The organism is Amycolatopsis decaplanina DSM 44594 (assembly GCF_000342005.1).
Taxonomy (GTDB): Bacteria; Actinomycetota; Actinomycetes; order Mycobacteriales; family Pseudonocardiaceae; genus Amycolatopsis; species Amycolatopsis decaplanina.
Window position 1 is genome coordinate 1 of sequence record NZ_AOHO01000073.1, and the last position, 19,559, is coordinate 19,559.

Sequence of the window (19,559 nt, forward strand, 5' to 3'; positions counted from 1 at the left end):
GCGGGGACAGGATTTGAACCTGCGACCTCTGGGTTATGAGCCCAGCGAGCTACCGAGCTGCTCCACCCCGCGTCGTTGTTTCAATAGATTACACGGGGGCGAAACCGGGTTTCAGGCGGGTACCCTTAACTCGCCGAAGCGCCTTTGACCTGCCTTTATGGCACGACTTTGTCATCCAGCCAGGCGAAGACGCCGTTGAGCACCATGGTCAGCCCGTCGCCGAACCTGCCCTCGACGTCCTCGTCGAAGACCCACGCCGTGGACGTGACGTCGTAACGCGGGTCGCGTTCACCCGGAACCGGATAAACGGCCTGCTCTTCGATAGTGAAACCGACGACATAGCTGTAGACGGTGAACAACGCTCGTCCAGCCAGGTACAGTTCCAGCCCCGCGTCGACGCGGGGCTGCAGCGGATTGTCACCGAGCAGGCTGTCGTCGGTCATGAAAGTCCCGGAGAAGACCTTGGCCCCGTCACGGTAAGCAAGCATCATCCTGCGCAAACTCCGTGACGCCAGCTCCAGCGAGTCCCGCTCCCCCATACCTTCCGGCACACGGCCAGGCATCGCGTCGGCATACATCTGCGTCGCCATCTCGTCGAGCAGCTCCTGCTTGTTCTTCACATGCCAGTACAGCGCGGGCGCCTTGACGCCGAGCTCCTGCGCGATCAGGCGAAGCGTCAGCCCGTTGAGCCCGACGTCGTTGAGCAGCCGAAGCCCGGCGCGGACGATGTCCTGCCTGGTCAGACCCACTTTCAACCCTCTTTCCAACAGGAGCGTCTTGACAATTTAACGATGTTAAGGGCACGCTGGGCGCAGGTCAATTTAACGTCGTTAAGGAGTGGTATGAACAACCTGGGGACGGACGTGGTCGTGGCCGGGGCGGGGCCGACGGGGCTGATGCTGGCCCACGAACTCGCGCTCGCCGGCGTCGATGTCGTGGTACTGGAACGGCATCACGAGCGCACAGGACTGTCCAAGGCACTGAATCTCCAGCCGCGCACCGCGGAAATGCTGGAGCTGCGCGGGCTTCTGGACGGCGCCGAGGAGCGTTCGTTCGCGACGGTGCAGGACGGACATTTCGCGATGATCCCCGTCGGCTACGACGGCTGGGACACTCGATTCCCTTTCCAGCTGGGGATTCCGCAGGCTCAGGTCGAGGAATACCTGGAAGAACGGCTTGCCGCACAAGGAACCAAGGTGATCCGGGGCGCCGAAGTAATCGATTTCGTACAGGACAAGGACTTTGTCTCTGTCCGGTACCGAACAGACAGTGGCGAGAACCGGCTGCACGCGAAGTTCCTGGTCGGCTGCGACGGTTCTCGAAGCGTTGTACGCAAAGGACTCGACGTGGACTTTCCCGGTGTGGACGGTGAAGGTTTCGGCGTGGTCGCGGACGTCCTGTTCGACAAAATCCCTGCCGGTGCGCAAAAGCAGTGGCGAACGATGCGGAACGTCGGCGAGCCGACCGGTGCGACCACGTTCAAAGGCCTGATTCCACTGGGAGAACCGGGTCTCTACCGCTTCATGTACGGCGACAGGGCCTCGCGGCCCACGGACATCCGGTCCGCGGTCTCCCACGACGAAGTCCGGCAGGCCCTGCTCGACTCGTACGGCGCGACGGCGACGGTGTCGGAAATCCGCTGGGCGTCACAGTTCTCGGATGCGGCGCGACAGGCGGAGCACTACCGCGTCGGGCGGGTACTGCTGGCGGGCGATGCCGCGCACATCCATTTCCCGGCAGGCGGCCAAGGGCTGAACCTCGGTGTGCAGGACGCCATGAACCTCGGTTGGAAGCTCGCCGCGACAGTGCACGGCTGGGCCGGTGACGACCTGCTCGACACCTACGAGGCCGAGCGGCACCCCGTCGGCGCTCAAGTGCTGCACAACGTCGCCGCCCAACTGGGGCTGACTCCGCGGTCTCATGAGTCTCGCGCGCTTCGCGCCGTTTTCGGCGACCTGGCCGCGCTGCCCGAGGTGAGCCGGTACCTGTCGGGCATGGTCTCCGGTCTCGGGATCCGCTACGCGACCTACGGGACGTCGCACCCCGCGCTCGGCTCGCGGCTGAACGACCAGGACGTCGCTACCGTAGGCGGCCCGCTGCGCCCCAGCACGCTCTTTCACAACGGCGACTTCGTGCTCCTGACGACCACTCCGGCCCATGTCGACGCAGCCCAGGCTCACGCCCACTCACCACGTCTGACCACTCAGCTCGTCACGGCCCTGCCGTGGCCCTCCACGGAAGCCGTCCTATACCGCCCCGACGGCTATGCCTGCTGGGCCGCCCCCACGCGGTAGCAAAGGTCCCCCGCTCCCCCGCGATAGCAAAGGTCCCTTGCTCCCGCCACCTGGGGCACCTATGCAACCGACCACTTGGGGGTCCAGGGGGCGAAGCCCTCCTGGCGGGGGTCCGGGGGTTCGACCCCCGGGACAAATGCGAAGGAGGCCCGTGGNTGGGTTATGAGCCCAGCGAGCTACCGAGCTGCTCCACCCCGCGTTGTGACACCTACCTTACGCCACCGTTTCGAGCAGGCGCAAAGCAGGTGCCCTTTAGGTAAGCGACGTCACCCTCCGGGCTGGCCGGAGGTCGGGGGCGCGCTGGTCGCCGGCGGGTTGGCCTTGGCCGACTCGTAGGCCTTCGAAGCGGCTTCGAGTGCGGCCAGGGCGGCACCCTGGTCGGCGTAGTTGCCGGATTGCTGGGCGGCGCGGAACTTGACCCAGGCGTCGTGCATGTCGCCCGCGGCCTTGTCGAGCGCCGGGTTGCCGCTGGCAGGCGGCTGCGGCGTCGTAGTGCCTGGGGGCGGCGGGGTCGTCGTTCCGGGCGTACCGCCGGTCTGCGGCGGTGTGACACCGGAGCCCGTGCCCGCGCCGAAAACCTGGTCCAGCGCCTCGTTGAGCGTCGGCGCGAAGCCGATCTTGGTGCCGTAGGAGACCAGGACACGGGCCAGCTGCGGATAGCTCAGCTGGTTCCGCTGCCGGATGTAGACCGGTTCCACATAGAGGAAGCCGTTGGCGACGGGCAGCGTGATCAGGTTTCCGTAGGTGACCGTCACGTTCGGGTTGTTGAACAGCGTCCGGTCCTGCGCGACCCGTGGGTCACTTTGGAATCTGTTCTGGACCTGGACGGGACCGTCCACCTGTGTGGAGCCGCTGGCGCCTGTCGGCAGTCTCAGGACGCGCATCTTCCCGTAGTCCTCGGGATCCGAGGACACCGACATCCAGGCCGCCAGGTACTGCCGTTGGAGACCGGTCAGCGAGCTGGTGAGCTGGAACCGCGACTTTGTGTCGCCCGGCGCGGTGGCCAGGACGTAGTAGCCGGGCTGGTTGGCGATCCCGGAGGCGGACGCGTTCACGCCGCCTTCTTGCGTCGGGTCCTGCGGAACGCTCCAGAAGGCCTGCTGAGCGTAGAACTCCGCCGGGTTGTTCACGTGATACTTCGACAGGAGCTCCCGCTGCACCTTGAAGAGGTCTTCGGGGTAGCGGAAGTGCGACCGCAGGTCCGGCGAGATCTCGCTGCTCGGCTTGACCAAGCCCGGGAAGACCTTCTTCCACGCGTTGAGCACCGGCTCGTTGTCCTCGACCCCGTACAAGGTCACGGTGCCGTCGAACGCGTCGACGGTGGCCTTGACCGAGTTGCGGATGTAGTTGATCGAGGAGTTCGCCTGGCGCGTGGTGCCGCTGAGCGAGTCGTTGGTCGCCTGGCCGAGCTGGGTCTGCTGGGCGTACGGGAAGTTGTTCATCGTCGTGTAGCCGTCGACGATCCAGATGATCTTGCCGTTGACGACCGCCGGATACGGGTCACCGTCGAGGGTCAGCCACGGAGCGGCCTTGGCGACGCGCTCCCGCGGTTCGCGGTTGAACATGATCTTGGATCCGTCGCCGATCGCGTCGGAGAAGAGGATGTTCCGCTCTCCGTACTCGGCCGCGAAGACGAGCCGGTTGAACCAGTTGTCGATCGGCACGCCGCCGGAACCCTTGTAGATGTAGCCGCGGTCGACGGCGGTGTCGTACTCGCCGGGCGCCTGCCCCGCCTTGCCGCCGACGATCGCGTACGCGGCGTCGGTCGCGAGCTCGCCGTAGTAGATACGGGGCTCGTCCACCTTGATGCCCGGCTTGTTCGGGTCGGTCGAGCCGGCGCCCGTCGGGTTCTGGGTGTCGCTGGTGGTGGCGATCGGGTAACCGCCGTCGGAGTTGGCGTCCTTCAGCGCGCGGTCGATCGTGTTGGCCGGCGCGGCGACGAAACCGTTTCCGTGCGTGTAGACGAGGTGCTTGTTGATCCAGTTCGTCTGGTTGCCGGTGAGGCCCTCGGTCTTGATCTCCTTGGCCGCGACGATGTAGTCCTGCGTGACACCGTTGAGGGTGTAGCGGTCGATGTCCAGCTTGGAGGGGAAACCGTAGAAGTTCTCACGGCCGACGCGCTGGGTGAAGGTGTCGCTGAGGATGTTCGGATCGAGGAGCCGGATGTTCGGGACGGTCCCCTTGTCCGCCTTGATCTCCGCGGAGGTCGCCTCGGACTTGCCGGTGTAGTCCTTGTACTCGACGTTGGTCAGGCCGAACGCCTGACGGGTCGCGTCCATGTTGCGCTGGATCGACGTGGACTCCTTCTCGTTCGCGTTGGGACGCACCGAGAACTGGTCGAGCACCGCGGGCCACGCGACGCCGATGAGCACGTTCGACAGGATCAGCAGCACCAGCGCGATCGCGGGCAGCTGGAGGTTGCGCAGGAACGCGCCGGCGAAGAACGCCACGGCGCAGATCACCGAGATGCACAGAAGGATCAGCTTCGCGGGCAGGACCGCGTTCAAGTCGGTGTAGGTTGCACCGATGAACAGCGGCGCTCCCCGGTCGGAGAGCAGCAGGTTGTAGCGATCGAAGAAGTACTCGACCGCCTTCAGCAGCACGAAGATGCCGATGGTGATGGCGAGCTGGGCGCGGGTCGGGCCGGCGAGCTGGCCGCCCTTACCCGCGAGCCGGATGCCACCGAAGATGTAGTGCGCGATCAGCGCGCCGAAGAACGCGATGACGACCGAGATGAACAGCCAGCCCAGGAGCCAGTTGTAGAACGGCAGGTCGAAGGCGTAGAAGCCGACGTCATTGCCGAATTCGGGATCGGTCTGGCCGAACGGCGTGCCGTTCAGGAACAGCTGCACGACCTGCCAGTCGCTCTGCGCGGACGCGCCGGCGATGAGCCCGGTGAGCACCGGGATGCCGATGCCGAACAGGCGGATCCGGCCGACGATCGCCGACCGGTAGCGCGCGAGCGGGTCGTCGTTGCCGGAAATCGGCACGAAGACAGGCCTGGACCGGTACGCGATCATCAAGCTGACCGCGAGCGACCCTCCCACCAGGAGCCCTACGGCGAAGAACAAGACGACGCGGGTGATCAGCACCGTGCTGAACACCGTCCGGGCGCCGACCTCGCCGAACCACAACCAGTCGACGTAGGTGTCCAGCAGTCTCGCGCCCAGCAGCAGGGCCAGAATGACTACGGCGGCGATGATGAGCAGTATCCGGCTGCGCCGGGACAGCTTCGGCAGGCTCACGGGGGGCCGAGTGGCCACTGCACACGCTCCTGGTTTGGTGAACTTTTCGCAGGGGCGCGCGTACCGCGTGCGGCCCCTGATGCTCTAACTCTACGGATGCCGTCGGAAGTTCCCGGAACCCGCCCAAACCGGACTCGGAAGGCCGCCGCCCCGACCGCCTGGAACGATGTGCCAATGGCATCGAGTGAGCAGCAGGGTGTGGCCGGCCTGGCCCGCGAAGTCGAGGAGTTCGTCGCCTCCGGAGGATGGGATCAGCCGCCGCAGTTGTTCGCGCTGGTCCCGACCGCGGCGTTGCTGGACGAACAGCCCGAACTGGCCGGGCAACTCGACCCGTCGGCCCCGCTGACGCCGGTCGCACAGGAGTCGCTGCCGGACGGTGACCTGGGTGAGGCGCTGGCGCAGATCGCGTGGCCTGATCTGGTGCTGGGCTGCGCGCTCGCGCAGGAGATCATCGTGCTGCCGCCGGACGCCGAAGCCGAGCTTCCCGTCGTGCCCGAGACCGATGCCGAACGCCTGCGTCAAGCGGCCGCCGACCACCCGCGCCGGACCGAAGCGCGGCTCGTCGCGGCCGTACTTCGGGATGGTGCAGGGGCGTGCGTCATGCGGCTTCGCGGCGCCGGGAAGCCTGAAGAGCCCGGTGACGTCCCTGTCGACGAGATCATCGAGAACCCGGAGCTGGCCCCCAACCTGCTCGAAGCCCTGAAGGCAACCTTGCTACCCTGACTTGCGAAAAGAGAGCAAGGGACCTTTGCTACCGCCAGCCCAAGACGCACGCTGGGCGATACCAAAGGTCCCTTGCTTCCCTGGCGGTCAGCAGGAGGCAGTAGGCCGTCCCGCCTTCAGGTTCTCGAGCTGCGCGATCGCCTCGTCCAGCGTGGACACCTTGATCAGGTTCAGGCCATCGGGCGCGGCGGTCTTCGCCTCGGCGCAGTTGTGCGCGGGCACGAGGAAGTCGGTGGCACCGGCCTCGCGAGCACCGACCACCTTGAACGAAATGCCGCCGATCGCGCCGACGACGCCCTTCTCCGAGATCTCGCCCGTACCGGCGATATGCCTGCCGCCGGCGAGGTCGCCGGGCTCCATCTTGTCGACGATCGCGAGCGCGAACATCAGGCCCGCCGAGGGGCCGCCGACGTCCTGCAGCGAGATCTTCACGTCAAAGGGAACGTCGGCACGGTCCACCGCGGTCAGGCCCATGAAGCCTTCCGGCCCATCGGGCCGCTGCGCGAGCGTGAGCGGCACGGTGCGTTCGGCTTGCCCGTCGGATTTGAAAGTGATCTGGACGGTCTGTCCGGGCTTCGTCCCGTTCAGAGCGGCCCGCACCTCGGTCGCCTCGGTGACCGTCTTCCCGTTGACCACCAGAAGCCGGTCCCCAGGGGCGAGCACCTTGTCGGCGGGACTGCCGGAGACGATCGACTTCGCAAGCACCTTCACCGGGAACTTGCGGCGCAGCGCGGCGACCTGGGCAGCGGTCTGCGAGTCCTGCAACTGCTGGATGTTCTCCTGGCGGACCTGCTCGTTTGTCTCGCCCGGTTTGAAGTATTCCTCGCGCGGCGCCAGCGCGTACCGGCCACTCGCCCAGAGCCCGAGCGCGTTGAACAACGTGATGCCGCCATCACGCAGGGAGACCGTCGTCATCCGCAGCTCGCCGGAGGTCTGGAAGATCTCGTGCCCATTGACCTGGATCACGGACTGCCCGGCGGCGTCCTTGCCGAGGGTGTCGTAGGTCGGTCCGGGGCTGATCGCCACATACGGCACCGGGATGAAGAACCCGACCAGCGCGAAGGCGACGAACAGCGCACCGCTGACCAGCAGCGTCCAGCCGCGCCGGGTCAGCCGCCGTTCGGAGCGGTCCTGGTCACCCGCGGAGCCCGCACGGCTCCGCGCTCCTGTGGTCTCCTCCGAGGGCTCTGTCACGCGTGACAGCGTACGGTGACGGTGTTCGCTTCTCGGTGAAGGCCACGCTCATCACTCCAGTTGACGAGCTGTGAATCCCGGGACCCGCGTACGGTGGTGCCATGAGCAAACCCCCGTTCGGCTTCGGACCGCCCGATCCCGACAAACGAGGCGAGAACGAGCCGTCGGATTCCGGCGGCCAGCCCTCCGGCGCCGAGGCCTTCAATCAGCTCGGTCAGATGCTCAGCCAGCTGGGCCAGATGCTCAGCCAGGCCGGCAGCTCGACCGGGCCGGTCAACTACGACCTGGCGAAACAGATCGCGTTGCAGAATCTCAGCGGCAGCGGAAGCGGCGACGTCAAACTAGGCTTTTCGTCGTCCAGCGGCGGCGACTCGAGCACGGCTGTCCGTGACGCCGCCCACCTGGCGGAGCTGTGGCTCGACGCCGCGACGATCCTGCCCGCCGGAGCCACGTCGACCGTCGCATGGTCCGCGCGTACCTGGGTCGAGAAGACCCTGCCGACCTGGCAACGCCTCTGCGACCCCGTCGCCCAGCAGGTTTCGGGCGCGTGGGTGCAGGCGCTGCCGGATGAGGCCAAGCAGGCCGCTGGACCGCTTCTCTCGATGATGGGGCAGATGGGCGGGATGGCCTTCGGCTCCCAGCTCGGTAACGCCCTGGCTCAGTTGGCTTCCGAAGTGCTCACCTCCACGGAGGTCGGCCTACCGCTCGGCCCCGCGGCCACGTCCGCGCTGCTGCCGGCGAACATCGAGAAGTTCACCGAGGGCCTGGAGCTGCCGACCAGCGAGGTGCTGGTCTTCATCGCCGCACGCGAGGCCGCCCACCAGCGACTGTTCGCCCATATCCCCTGGCTGCGGCAGCGACTGCTGGCCACCGTCGAGGAGTTCGCGAACGGTATCTCCGTCGACACCTCGGCGCTGGAACAGCTCGCGGGCCAGATCGACCCGTCGAACCCGGCCAGCATCGAAGAGGCCATGTCCTCCGGTCTGCTCGAGCCGCAGACCTCGCCCGAGCAGAAGGCGGCGCTGAATCGCCTGGAGACCCTGCTCGCACTGGTCGAAGGCTGGGTCGACGTCGTGGTCGCCGAGGCCATCGGCGACCGGCTTCCGGGCGCGGACGCGCTCCGGGAGACGCTGCGCCGTCGCCGGGCCACGGGTGGCCCGGCCGAACAGACCTTCGCCACCTTGGTCGGGCTCGAGCTCCGGCCCAGGCGGATGCGGGCGGCTTCCTCGTTGTGGAAGCTTGTCGGCGACCAGCACGGCATCGAGAAGCGGGACGGCCTCTGGTCCCACCCCGACCTGATGCCGACCGCCGAAGACCTCGACGAGCCGCTCGACTTCTCCGAACGTCTCGGCGATGGCGAGTCGACGCTCGAAGGCATCGACCCGATCGCCGAGATCGAACGCACCGAGCGCGAGAAGAACAAGCCCAAGGGCGACGAAGACGAGAGCTGAGGCACGTCAGTCCTCCGCCGCGATGCCCCATCCGGCGGCGGAGGACAGACCCTCCAGGTAGCCGATGGCGCGTTCGGTCTTGGGATAACGGCGAACGAGCTCCCAGAACGCCGCGTTGTGCCCTGGTTCCTTCAAATGCGCGAGTTCGTGCACGAGGACGTAGTCCAGCACCCATGCCGGCACCCGGCGCAAGCGATCACTGACCCTGATCGTCGCGTCGACCGGCGTGCAGGACGCCCACCTCGTCCTCATCGGCGGGACCCAGCGAACGCTCGCGGGTATCGCCTTTCCGTCCAGATACTTCGCCGAGAGCACGGCGCAGCGTGCGAGCAGCGCCTCGTCGGAGGCCTTCGGCGGCGCGGCCTGCCGTGGGCCTTTGCGCAACAGCTTGCGCTGCATCTCGGCAACCCAGTGCTTCTCCTCGGCCCGGGTCATCCGGGCAGGGATCAGCACGACGAGGGTGTCCTCGTCCCAGTACGCGGTGACGGTCCGGTGACGGCGTTGGCTACGCCGTACCTCGACCTTGTGTTCGGGAGTGTCCGACGGATTCGTCGTGTCCCGGCCCCTCAATGAGGGCGTCCGTGCTTCGACCACTCGACCACGGTAAGGCCAGTCACCGACAACTCCGAGGGCCGAAAGGTCACAGCCTCCAGTTGTCCACAACGGGGCCAACCTGTGGATAACTCGCGTTTTTCCGGGCGGATGGCCAGCGGGTGGGTGCGATCCTGCGATCATGAACCTGCGCGAACCGGATCTGCGATCGATCATCCTGCCCGCCTTCCCCACCCTGCTTCCCGGCCTGGATGTGCTGGAACGGGGAAACGGCGAGATCCAGATCGGCCTCGACCCCGCACACGCCGTGGTGATCGCCGGAGTCGCCGCCGAGGTGGCCGAAGCACTCCGCGGGCTGGACGGGAACAGGGCCTCGGACGACATCGTGCTCGCGCAGAACGAACACGACGAACAGCTGCGGGACCTGATGACGGACCTGACGGCCCGAGGACTCGTGACCGATGCGGGGCAGTCCGAACGGCATCCGAGACCGGAGACAGGACTCTGGTCGCTTCGCGCCCGCCACCATCAGGCGGCCATGACGGCACGCCGCAAGCGCACCGCGGTGGCGATCCACGGCGACGGCAGGCTCGCCGTGGCCATCGCCGTCCTGCTCGCCAACAGCGGAGTCGGGCACATCGACGTCCGGGCGTCAGGCACGGTCCGCGAAGGCGACCTGGGCTCGGGCTACACCGAAGCCGAAATCGGCATGCCGCGCCGCGAGGCGATGGCGCAGGTCGTGCACCGCGCCGGGGCGGATACGGCGACCACCCGGCTCTATTCGGACCGCCGGCCGGAGCTCGTCCTGCTCACCGACGCCGTGGTACCGGCTCCCGAAGTGGTCGATGAACTCGTCCGTGACGGCGTCAACCACCTTCCGGTTCGCGTCCGGGACGGGGTCGGCATCGTCGGACCGCTGGTGGTGCCCGGCCGCAGCAGCTGCCTGCGCTGCGCCGACCTGCACCGCGCCGGCCGCGACGATTCCTGGCCGAGGGTGGCGAGCCAGCTCGCCGGCCGTGTGCAGCAACCCGACCTCGGCGCCGTTCAGGCGTGCGCCGCGCTGGCCGCCGCGCAGGCACTCCGGCTTCTGTCTCCCAGCGACCAGGCACCACCCTCGTGGAACGCCACCCTGGAGATCGACTTCTTCGACGGCACGATCCGGCATCGCGACTGGCCGCCGCACACCGGATGCGGATGCGGCGCTCGTTGATACAGCGAGCGACGTAGCCCACACCCACTCCCCCGACAGGCTGCGCGAGCGGAGTGAATCAAGGCAGAATCGCGAGGGTGACCGACTCCCGCAACGCCGAGGACCGTGAAGCAGCCATCCCCCGTAACGGGGCCGCGCGAACGGCGAAGCTGGCCAGTATCCCGCTCGGCATAGCGGGGCGCGCGGTCGGAGGCTGGGGCAGGCGGCTGACCGGGCAAAGCGCCGAAGAGGTCAACGCGACACTGTCCGCCAAGGCGGCGGAGCAACTCTTCGAGGTCCTTGGCACGCTCAAAGGCGGCGCGATGAAGTTCGGCCAGGCGCTGAGCGTCTTCGAGGCCGCGGTGCCGGACGAGATGGCGAAGCCCTATCGCGAGGCCCTGACGAAGCTTCAGGCCGCCGCGCCGCCCATGCCTGCCCGGCAGACCCATCGGGTCCTCGCCGAGCAACTGGGACGCACCTGGCAGCAGCGGTTCGCGACCTTCGACGACGAGCCGGCCGCGTCCGCGAGTATCGGCCAGGTCCACCGCGCGACCTGGCACGACGGTCGCGAAGTCGCCGTCAAGGTGCAATATCCCGGAGCCGACGACGCCTTGCGAAGCGACCTTCGACAGCTCCAGCGTTTCAGCAGGTTGTTCCAGGCCTTCGTGCCGGGGACCGAAGTGAAACCACTCCTGGCGGAACTCGCCGAGCGGATGAACGAGGAACTCGACTACCAGGCGGAAGCCCAGAACCAGCGTGCTTTCGTGAAGGCGTTCGAAGGCGTCCCCGGGTTCCTGATCCCCCGTGTGGTCGCCAGCGCGCCGAAGGTCGTCGTCACGGAGTGGGCCACCGGCACCCCACTGTCGAAGATCATCGCCGACGGTGACAAGGAGACACGAGACCGCGCCGGGCGCCTGCTCACCGAGTTCCACTATTCGTCGCCGGAACGAGCCCGGCTCCTGCATTCGGACCCGCATCCCGGCAACTTCATGCTGACCGCCGACGGCAGGCTGTGCGTCATCGACTTCGGTGGGGTGTCCCGGCTGCCCGAGGGGATTCCGCAGCACCTCGGCGAGATGACCAGGCTGGCACTCGACGGCGAGTCCGCGAAGCTCATGCGGCTGCTCAGGGAGTCCGGCTTCATCAGGACCGACGCGGATCTGCAGGCCGACGACGTGCTCGCCTACCTGGCGCCGTTCACCGAACCGCTGGCGGGCGACACGTTCCACTTCACCCGCCGCTGGATGCAACGGCAGGCAGGCCGGGTCGGCGACACCCGCGGCCGGGATTTCCGGATCGGCCGGTCCCTCAATCTCCCGCCCGAGTACCTGATGATCCACCGGGTGACCGCCGGATCGACCGGCATCCTCTGCCAGCTCGACGCGGAGATCCCCGCCCGCGCGATCGTCGAACGGTGGCAGCCGGGCTTCGCGACCTGAGAAAGTTATCCACAGGGAACGGTGCGACTGAGCGGAAATCGGCGTTGCCCGCGCGAGTTGTCCACAACTTCTTGGAAGCTATTCCACCCGGTCGGCCCAGCGGTCATCCTCGATTCATGACCACTACACGAAGCGCCCGAATCATGGCGCTCAGTAACACCAGCGAATCCGGGATCGTCACCAGCCGCGAGCTGCGCAAGGCGGGCGTCACCGCGCGCTACGCCGCGAAGCTCTGCGGCCCGGGCGGTCCTTGGCGAAGGCTGATGCCGGGTGTGATCCTGTTGCGCGACTCCGCGCCCACCCGGCTTCAGCTGTTGCAGGCCGCTGTCGCGCGGTTCGGGCCGGACGTGGTGGTGACGGGTGCCGACGCGCTACGCGCACGAGGCGTCGACTGCCCGGTGACACGGGAGGTCCATCTCCTTGTCCCCGACTATCGGCGCGTGCCTGCGGAACCCGGCATGCTGCCGCGAAGAACCACGCGGATGCCGCCGCCGACCTCGATCGACGGCGTCCCGTTCGCCCCGCCGGCCCGGGCGGCACTCGATCTGGCCCGGTTGGAGCTCGATCCCACGCGAATCGACGAACTGATCTCGCTACCGCTGTATTGGGGGCTGTGCACTCTCGAAGAACTCAGCGAGGAACTCGATTCCGGTAACCGGCGAGGCTCAGCCGCGGTGCGGGCGGCTTTGCGGCGCATCGATCCCGAAGAGACCTACGCGCATGGGCTGGCGAAGAAGCTCCTCAGCGGCTGCCCGCTGCCCTCGCCGTCGTGGAACACCACGATTTGCGACAGGCGAGGGCGGCCTATCGGCACCGCCGACGCCTGGTGGGACGACATCGGCATGGCGTGGCAATTCCGCGCCCCGAAACAGGGCGCCGCGAATTTCCACCCGCTGGCGCTGACCGCGACCGGAACCGTGCTGGTCCGCTGCACCATAGATCAGCTGAAGAAGGTTCCGATGGAGGTCGCGGCCGAGCTCGTCAGGGCGTTCGCCGAAGCAGCGCGGACGCCGAGGCCGAAGGTCCGCACGATCGGCCGGATCGACGCCGCCTGAATGGCTCACCAGTACTCGTCCGGCAGCTTTCCTTCGATGTCGCGGGTGTGGCGGCGAGCGCAGGCGGGGCACATCCAGCGCACGACGTTCTTCTCTCGGGTGAAAACCCAGGCGAGCGTCTGCGCGGGCTCTTCGTCGACGCCGCGGATCCGGCCGCACAACGAGCACCCGACCTGGTCACTCACGGCCGCCGTCCACAATGGATCGTCTTCGCCCCTTGCAGGAACAGATCCTGGCGTGCGCCGAGGAAAGCCGGGTTCGCCGGATCCACCAATGCGGCCACGGTCTCGTGGTCGTCATCGTCGAGGCGGTCGCCTGCCACCTCGTTCAGCCAGGTCACCCGCTCGATGACGAACTCGCGCAGCAGTTCCTGCCCAGGTGCCGGATGGTGGATGAGCACCCCGAAGGAATCGACGTCGGCGAGGCCGGCTCGCTGCAGCGCGATGTTCCAGCCGTAGGGCATGGAAACGGAGCCAGGGATTCCTGCCCGCATCTCGGCGAACCACTCGCCGCGTGCGGCGAGCAGCCTCTCCTCGAGCCCGGGCCGGCCGATGCCGAGATCCCAGGGGAGACAGTTGAAGTCCAGGCCCCCCTCGGAGATGGCGACCAGCCCGCCGGGGCGGGCGAGCTGGGCGAGGGTGTCGATAGCCGCCTGCTGATCGGGCAAGTGATGAACCACGCGGGAAGCCCAGACCAGATCGGCGGCAGGCAGCTTGGCGGGCAATCCTTCGTCGGCCACGTCGGCATGGATGGTCTCGACGGTGGCCCTGTCCCCCGCGGCCGCGCTGACAACCCGGCGCGCTTCAGCCAGCAGATGCTCGGTCGCATCGACCAGCACGATCTTGGCGCCGACGGAGGCGAGCTCCTCGGCGAAGAGCGCGCTCATCCCACCCGCGCCACAACCGATGTCGAGGATGGTCGGCCCGTCCGGCATGCCTTCCAGCAGCCGGCGGGCCGCCGCCCGCATCGGCTCGGCGTCGAGTGCCTCGGCCATGCGAAGCGATCGAAGCCGATCAGCCCAGTCGATGTCGTCGTGCGTGTGTACGGCCATTCCCCCAGTGAACACCACGCCGAGCCGCGCCACGCCCAAAGGGAGCGGGGGACCTTTGCTATCGCACGGCGATAGCAAAGGTCCCCCGCTCCCCCGAGTGGTCAGGCCTGAAGGCGCTCGGCTCGCCGGGTCGCCCAGCGGGCGACCTTGGTCCACCTGCGTGCGGCGCGTGGGCCGCTTCGAGCCCGCTGCGCGCGAACTCCCTCCTCGAGGTCTCGTATTCGGGCCCTGGACAGTTCTTCATAAAGCAACATTTCGCTGGTCTCCTCGACCTTGATCTCGTTCAATTTGGCCGGCGCGAGAGTCCGGTAACCCGTCCGCGCCTCGTAATCCCTGGTGGTGATGAGTTCGACGGTCATGCCGCTGCGCTCCGCTCGACCTTGCGCGCGACAGGACGAGCCTCGGCGGCGGGCTCGACGACCGGGTTCTTCCGGGGGCGGCCACGGGGCCGCTTCCGCGCGACGACGACGCCACGCTCGAAGATTTCGCCACCCCAGACACCCCACGGCTCACGCCGCGAAAGGGCACCCGCGAGGCAGGCTGAACGAACTGGGCAGTCCGCGCAGAACGCCTTCGCTCGCTCGAGTTCTGCCGGCGACTCGGCGAACCAAAGGTCCGCGTCGCCCGAACGGCAGGGAAGCATCGACTCAGGCGAGTCGATGGCGTCGAGCAGGTCGACGACGCCGGCGTCGGCGAAAGGCAGGGCCTCCCCCGGCGCGAAGGCTATGGCCGATGACATAAGTGCACTCCTCTGTCCCGTAACGGATTTCGTACTCACGGTGGAACTGGACAACGCTGAACCCCAATTAGGTTGTGCAGCCAACTTGTTTGTGCAGCAAAAAACACGAAGGCCGCGGATCCGGTAACCGGTTCCGCGGCCTTCGTGAGCCTCTGGTCCTGACTAGGTCAGGAACTTCGCTCCCGTATGGACAACGGAACACGGAACTGCTTGATGACCGGCAGATCGACGTCACCATTCACGTACGCCCCACCGAGGGTGGCGGCGTGCGAGAAGGTTTCATCAGCGGCGATCCAGCTCAGGCCGAAACGCTTGGCGCCGCGGGCGGCAAGGATGCTCACGGGCACAAAGGTGCCCTGGCGCTGAGCCTGCGGGACTTCCGCGACGCAGGACAGACGGGTGCCAGGGTTCGTGAGCATCATGTTGATCGTCATTTCACCGGCACCACCTTTCTCTGTCGCGCGCGAACCGACCTGCGGTCTACGCTGTGTTGTAGAAGTTCTTCCCCAGACCGGGCGCTTCCCGCCCGGTACCTGCAGGTTATTGCCCCTGGCCACACCGGGGCAACTTATTTTCCAGAAAATCCGTCGAAGTTGCGAAGATCGGCTCTGAGCAGCGGGTTCGCCGCGTGGATCAAGCCTGGAACGCGGTCAAGACTCCACCGAGGCCCGGACGACGTCGAGAACCTCCGCCCCGAAGCGTTCGAGCTTCGTCGCGCCGATCCCGGAGATGGCACACAACGCTGTGTCATCGGTCGGCCGCTGCTCGGCGATGGCGACCAGCGTCGCGTCCGTGAAAACGACGAAGGCCGGCACCTTGAGTTCCCGCGAGCGCTCCCCCCGCCACGACTTCAGCTTCTCGAGCAGCTGCTCGTCCACGTTGGACGGGCAGCGGGAGCAGCGGCCCAGCTTGATGTCCAGTGTCTCCAGCAGAGGACCGCCGCACACCCGGCACCGGGCCTTGTTGCCGGCCTGCTTCGGCTGCTGCGATCGGGCGACCCGCGCCGCCGGGTGATCTTCGGGGATGAGGCCGTAGAGGAATCGGCTGCGTCGTCGATTGCGACGATTTCCCGACGTCCTCGCCAAGGCCCACGACAGCGAGAGGTGCTCTCGTGCTCGAGTGACGCCGACATAGAAGAGACGGCGCTCTTCCTCGATGGCCGCGTCGTCACCGTCAGCGTGGAGGATCGGCATGGTCCCCTCGGCGAGCCCCACGAGGAACACTGCGTCCCATTCGAGACCTTTCGCCGCGTGAAGCGAGGCCAGCGTGATGCCCTCCACTGTCGGCGGATGCTGCGCTGTCGCCCGCTGTTCGAGCTCCGCCACGAATCGAGGCAGATCCGCGTCGTCGACAGTGGAAGCCAGTTCCTCGGCCAACTCGACGATCGAGAGAAGCGCGTCCCACCGCTCTTTCGCCGCGCCTCCTGCGGGAGGCTGGTCGGTGAGCCCCACCTTCGCGAGTACGGAGCGAACTCGGGTCACCAGCTCGCCGGTGTAGGCGTCGGTCGACGCCATCCGCAACGCGGACATCGCCTGCCGGACCTCCGCTCTGGCGAAGAACCGCTCTCCTCCGCGAACCAGGTACGGGATACCGACCTCCGCCAGTGCCTGCTCATAAGCTTCCGACTGGGCGTTGACGCGGTAAAGCACCGCGATCTCGCTGGCCGCCACTCCGCTGTCGAGCAGGTCACGGATCCTGCGTGCGACAGCCGCGGCCTCGGCGGTCTCGTCGTCATACTCGGCGAAACGCGGGGAGGGCCCGGAAGGACGCTGGCCGATCAGTTTCAGCCTCGACCCCGCAGGGCGGCCACGCGCGGCACCGATCACCTGATTGGCGAGAGCCACGACCTCCGGCGTCGACCGATAGTCCCGCTCGAGCCTCACGACCGTCGCCTCGGGAAACCTCCGCGTGAACTCCAGCAGCGGGCGGGGAGAAGCGCCACCGAACGAATAGATGGTCTGGTTGGCGTCGCCGACGACTGTCAAGTCGTCGCGGCCGCCGAGCCAGGCGTCGAGCAACCGCTGCTGCAGCGGGGTGACGTCCTGATACTCGTCGACGACGAAGCAGCGGTAGCGCTCGCGGAACTCCTGGGCCACCACCGTGTGCTCCTCGAGGACGGCGGTGGTGTGCAGGAGCAGGTCGTCGAAGTCGAGAACCTGCGCGGCGTTCTTGACCTTCTCGTAGTTGCGATAGACCTCGGCGACCTGCGTCGCGGGCGCCGGTGTGTCCCGCTGTGTCCGTGCGGCTACCGCCGGATAGTCGTCCGGCGACACCAAAGAGGCCTTGCTCCACTCGATCTCACTGGCGAGGTCGCGCAGGAGTTCCGTCTCGGTGCCGAGACCGGCCTTGTTGGCGGCTTGGCTGATGTAACGGAACTTGTTCTCAAGCAGCTCCCAAGGGCGGTCCCCGACCACCTGGGGCCAGAAGTATCGCAACTGGCGGCGGGCGGCGGCATGGAAGGTGAGCGCCTGGGCGGCGTCGACACCCAGCCCCCGAAGGCGCGTGCGCATCTCGCCTGCGGCGCGGGTCGTGAAAGTGACCGCGAGGACCTGACCAGCGGCGACGTGCCCAGAACGGACCAGGTGAGCGATGCGATGTGTGATCGTCCGCGTCTTGCCGGTCCCCGCTCCCGCGAGGACACAGACGGGCCCCCTCGGGGCGCAGGCGGCGGCGCGTTGCTCGGGATCGAGCCCATCGAGCAGGCCTGGACGACTCTTCGGGGACGATGCGCTAACCACGTCCCGATCCTCGCAGAGGGCCCGACGGGATCGACGCAGGGCACGCGGCCGTATCCTGGTCACATGGCGGGAAAGCAGGACAAGGAAGCAGCGAAGCTGGCCAAGAAGGAGAAGCGTGCCGCGAGCAAGGCTCGCCGCGGGCAGATCTTCGAGGCCTTCAAGATGCAGCGCAAGGAAGACAAGGCACTCATCCCCTGGATGGTCGGATCGCTCCTGGTCATCACCGGTGTCGTGTTCGGCATCGGGTTCATCTTCGACGTCCACTGGGTCTTGCTGCCGCTGGGCATCCTGCTCGGCGCGCTCGCCGCTGTGATCATCTTCGGCAGGCGGGTCCAGAAGACCGTGTACTCGAAGGCCGACGGACAGCCCGGCGCCGCTGCCTGGGCGCTCGAGAACATGCGAGGCCGCTGGAAGGTGACGCCGACCGTGGCGGCCACGACCCAGCTCGACGCCGTGCACCGGGTGCTCGGTGGCCCGGGTGTCGTGCTCGTCGCCGAGGGTGCGCCGCACCGCGTGAAGTCCCTGCTCGCGCAGGAGAAGAAGCGTGTGTCCCGCTTGATCGGTGAGACCCCGATCTACAACGTGATCATCGGGAACGAAGACCAGCAGGTGCCGCTGAAGAAGCTGCAGGGCTACCTGATGAAGCTTCCGCGCAACCTCAAGCCCGCCCAGGTCGACGCGCTGGAAGCGAAGCTGGCCGCCCTCGGCAGCCGCGGTGCCGCGATGCCCAAGGGCCCGATGCCTGCCGGCGCGAAGATGCGCAACGTCCAGCGCACCATCCGTCGCCGCTGACCAAGCGAGAATCAGGGGTCCTTTGCTACCACCTAGCGGTAGCAAAGGACCCCTGATCCGTCTGCGGACGAAAACTGTCGGTGGGTGCTCGCATGATCACTGTGTGGACAGAATCTCGAGCGTCCGGCAGAAGGCGCTGGCAGCGATGTTCCCGGACGGCGTGGCCGCCCGGGCGAAACTTGTCGTCCTGGGGCACTCCCATTCCTCGATCTCCCGCCGTTGCCGCGAAGGTGGCCCCTGGCGACGTCCGATCCCTGGCGTCATCCTGCTGACCAACGCCACGCCGACCAAACGCCAGCTCTTGAAGGTCGCACTGACTCACGCGGGCCCGGAGGCGATGCTCACCGGAGTACAAGCCGCCAGGTTGTACGGAGTCCGAAGACTCCCGCCAGAACGACGGGTGCACACCCTGATCCCCCACCAGAGCAAGGTCGCTACCTGGGGATTCGCCATCGTGGAACGAACGATCCACCTGCCGGAACCGGTGGAGATCGACGGGCTGCCCGTGGCACCCCTCGCCCGGGCCCTGATCGACGCGGCTAGGCGTATGGACGAACTCAAGTCGGTGCGGGCCATGATCCACGACGCGGTTCATCGCGGGCTCTGCACTCCACAGGAACTTCGAGACGAGCTGGCACAGGCCAGCACGATCGGCTCGGCACTACCCCGAATCGTCGTCAACGCCCTCCAAGACGGCGTCGACTCCGCAGTCGAGCAGTGGCTGGAGCCCGTGCTCGAGCGCAGTGGCTTGCCCAGGCCCATGCGAAAGGCAGAACTACGTACTTCCGACGGCGAAGTCATCGGAGTCGCCGAGGCCTGGTGGCCACAGGTCGGTGTGGCGCTGCAAATTCGCTACGACGAGGTCACTCTCGAACCGGACAAGGTGTCCGAGATACCAGCGCTGGTCGCCCCAGGCCTCATTGTCGTCGAGGTGAGTCCGGCACGACTACGAGACGAACCGCTGGTAGTGATCCAGGACGTGCGAGCGGCCTACCAACGCGCTCGGCAACGACCGCCTCCTGACCTCGGCAGCGTTCCTGCGACACCGGCCGCCTGAGCACAGCCGGTGCGCAGCCGCTTCCTCCGGCGAGAGCAAA

18 protein-coding genes and 1 tRNA gene are annotated in these 19,559 nt (G+C 67.2%); 8 read left to right on the forward strand and 11 right to left on the reverse strand.

Going from position 1 to position 19,559, the window contains the following annotated elements:
* Window positions 1-155 precede the first annotated feature (155 nt).
* Window positions 156-749 (reverse strand): TetR/AcrR family transcriptional regulator C-terminal domain-containing protein, encoded by a 594-nt coding sequence (locus H074_RS30130; protein ID WP_007033860.1) that lies wholly within the window; start codon window positions 747-749, stop codon window positions 156-158.
* A gap of 93 nt (window positions 750-842) precedes the next feature.
* Between H074_RS30130 and H074_RS30135 the strand changes: the two genes are divergently transcribed.
* Complete coding sequence (locus H074_RS30135) at window positions 843-2,294, forward strand: FAD-dependent monooxygenase (RefSeq protein ID WP_007033861.1); 1,452 nt, start codon at window positions 843-845, stop codon at window positions 2,292-2,294.
* 106 nt (window positions 2,295-2,400) lie between these two features.
* Here the strand turns inward: H074_RS30135 and H074_RS40400 are convergent.
* Together H074_RS40400 and H074_RS30140 are read right to left on the reverse strand one after the other, a co-directional pair.
* Window positions 2,401-2,490 (reverse strand) — tRNA-Met (locus H074_RS40400).
* 70 nt (window positions 2,491-2,560) lie between these two features.
* The gene (locus H074_RS30140) at window positions 2,561-5,557 is read right to left on the reverse strand and encodes a UPF0182 family protein (RefSeq protein ID WP_007033862.1); all 2,997 of its coding nucleotides are present in this window, start codon (window positions 5,555-5,557) and stop codon (window positions 2,561-2,563) included.
* A gap of 156 nt (window positions 5,558-5,713) precedes the next feature.
* Between H074_RS30140 and H074_RS30145 the strand changes: the two genes are divergently transcribed.
* Window positions 5,714-6,262 (forward strand): PPA1309 family protein, encoded by a 549-nt coding sequence (locus H074_RS30145; RefSeq protein ID WP_007033863.1) that lies wholly within the window; start codon window positions 5,714-5,716, stop codon window positions 6,260-6,262.
* An 87-nt stretch (window positions 6,263-6,349) separates the two neighbouring features.
* Here the strand turns inward: H074_RS30145 and H074_RS30150 are convergent, their stop codons facing one another.
* Window positions 6,350-7,354 carry a YlbL family protein gene (locus tag H074_RS30150; protein WP_200865831.1) on the reverse strand — a complete coding sequence of 335 codons (1,005 nt, stop codon included), beginning with the start codon at window positions 7,352-7,354 and terminating at the stop codon, window positions 6,350-6,352.
* Window positions 7,355-7,557: 203 nt separating this feature from the next.
* Here H074_RS30150 and H074_RS30155 point away from each other — a divergent pair, with 203 nt between their 5' ends.
* Window positions 7,558-8,907: a zinc-dependent metalloprotease gene (locus H074_RS30155; RefSeq protein WP_007033865.1), complete on the forward strand. Its 1,350-nt coding sequence runs from the start codon at window positions 7,558-7,560 to the stop codon at window positions 8,905-8,907.
* Window positions 8,908-8,913: 6 nt separating this feature from the next.
* On the opposite strand, the gene H074_RS30160 is transcribed toward H074_RS30155, so the two are convergent.
* Window positions 8,914-9,477, reverse strand: a complete 564-nt coding sequence (locus tag H074_RS30160) for a M48 metallopeptidase family protein (protein ID WP_007033866.1) — start codon at window positions 9,475-9,477, stop codon at window positions 8,914-8,916.
* Window positions 9,478-9,640: 163 nt separating this feature from the next.
* Here H074_RS30160 and H074_RS30165 point away from each other — a divergent pair, with 163 nt between their 5' ends.
* From H074_RS30165 to H074_RS30175, 3 genes are all read left to right on the forward strand, one after another.
* Entirely contained in the window at window positions 9,641-10,669 is a 1,029-nt protein-coding gene (locus tag H074_RS30165) for a ThiF family adenylyltransferase (RefSeq protein ID WP_007033867.1), read from the forward strand.
* Window positions 10,670-10,746: 77 nt separating this feature from the next.
* Complete coding sequence (locus H074_RS30170; protein ID WP_007033868.1) at window positions 10,747-12,087, forward strand: ABC1 kinase family protein; 1,341 nt, start codon at window positions 10,747-10,749, stop codon at window positions 12,085-12,087.
* A 143-nt stretch (window positions 12,088-12,230) separates the two neighbouring features.
* Entirely contained in the window at window positions 12,231-13,142 is a 912-nt protein-coding gene (locus H074_RS30175) for a hypothetical protein (protein ID WP_007033869.1), read from the forward strand.
* A gap of 5 nt (window positions 13,143-13,147) precedes the next feature.
* On the opposite strand, the gene H074_RS30180 is transcribed toward H074_RS30175, so the two are convergent.
* The 6 genes from H074_RS30180 to H074_RS30205 form a co-directional block, all read right to left on the reverse strand.
* Entirely contained in the window at window positions 13,148-13,327 is a 180-nt protein-coding gene (locus H074_RS30180) for a hypothetical protein (protein ID WP_007033870.1), read from the reverse strand.
* Entirely contained in the window at window positions 13,324-14,193 is an 870-nt protein-coding gene (locus H074_RS30185) for a class I SAM-dependent methyltransferase (RefSeq protein WP_039923682.1), read from the reverse strand. The genes H074_RS30180 and H074_RS30185 overlap by 4 nt, the downstream gene beginning before the upstream one ends.
* A 101-nt stretch (window positions 14,194-14,294) precedes the next feature.
* Window positions 14,295-14,552, reverse strand: a complete 258-nt coding sequence (locus H074_RS30190; protein ID WP_007033872.1) for a hypothetical protein — start codon at window positions 14,550-14,552, stop codon at window positions 14,295-14,297.
* A complete protein-coding gene (locus H074_RS30195; RefSeq protein WP_007033873.1) occupies window positions 14,549-14,932 on the reverse strand; it encodes a WhiB family transcriptional regulator in 384 nt (127 codons plus the stop codon). Before H074_RS30195 ends, H074_RS30190 begins: the two co-directional genes overlap by 4 nt.
* 167 nt (window positions 14,933-15,099) lie before the next feature.
* Window positions 15,100-15,366: a hypothetical protein gene (locus H074_RS30200; protein ID WP_007033874.1), complete on the reverse strand. Its 267-nt coding sequence runs from the start codon at window positions 15,364-15,366 to the stop codon at window positions 15,100-15,102.
* 216 nt (window positions 15,367-15,582) lie between these two features.
* A complete protein-coding gene (locus tag H074_RS30205; protein ID WP_039923684.1) occupies window positions 15,583-17,670 on the reverse strand; it encodes an ATP-dependent DNA helicase UvrD2 in 2,088 nt (695 codons plus the stop codon).
* A gap of 63 nt (window positions 17,671-17,733) precedes the next feature.
* Between H074_RS30205 and H074_RS30210 the strand changes: the two genes are divergently transcribed.
* Together H074_RS30210 and H074_RS30215 are read left to right on the forward strand one after the other, a co-directional pair.
* Window positions 17,734-18,462: a DUF4191 domain-containing protein gene (locus H074_RS30210; RefSeq protein ID WP_007033876.1), complete on the forward strand. Its 729-nt coding sequence runs from the start codon at window positions 17,734-17,736 to the stop codon at window positions 18,460-18,462.
* A gap of 103 nt (window positions 18,463-18,565) precedes the next feature.
* A complete protein-coding gene (locus H074_RS30215) occupies window positions 18,566-19,519 on the forward strand; it encodes a hypothetical protein (RefSeq protein ID WP_039923685.1) in 954 nt (317 codons plus the stop codon).
* Window positions 19,520-19,559 lie beyond the last annotated feature (40 nt).

Excerpts from the sequence above, each read along its gene's own strand:
- H074_RS30195 (WP_007033873.1), bottom strand. The coding sequence starts at position 14,932 with ATGTCATCGGCCATAGCCTTCGCGCCGGGGGAGGCCCTGCCTTTCGCC.
- H074_RS30175 (WP_007033869.1), top strand. The coding sequence starts at position 12,231 with ATGGCGCTCAGTAACACCAGCGAATCCGGGATCGTCACCAGCCGCGAG.
- H074_RS30185 (WP_039923682.1), bottom strand. The coding sequence starts at position 14,193 with ATGGCCGTACACACGCACGACGACATCGACTGGGCTGATCGGCTTCGA.
- H074_RS30145 (WP_007033863.1), top strand. The coding sequence starts at position 5,714 with ATGGCATCGAGTGAGCAGCAGGGTGTGGCCGGCCTGGCCCGCGAAGTC.
- H074_RS30200 (WP_007033874.1), bottom strand. The coding sequence starts at position 15,366 with ATGACGATCAACATGATGCTCACGAACCCTGGCACCCGTCTGTCCTGC.
- H074_RS30165 (WP_007033867.1), top strand. The coding sequence starts at position 9,641 with ATGAACCTGCGCGAACCGGATCTGCGATCGATCATCCTGCCCGCCTTC.
- H074_RS30155 (WP_007033865.1), top strand. The coding sequence starts at position 7,558 with ATGAGCAAACCCCCGTTCGGCTTCGGACCGCCCGATCCCGACAAACGA.
- H074_RS30210 (WP_007033876.1), top strand. The coding sequence starts at position 17,734 with ATGGCGGGAAAGCAGGACAAGGAAGCAGCGAAGCTGGCCAAGAAGGAG.
- H074_RS30135 (WP_007033861.1), top strand. The coding sequence starts at position 843 with ATGAACAACCTGGGGACGGACGTGGTCGTGGCCGGGGCGGGGCCGACG.
- H074_RS30190 (WP_007033872.1), bottom strand. The coding sequence starts at position 14,552 with ATGACCGTCGAACTCATCACCACCAGGGATTACGAGGCGCGGACGGGT.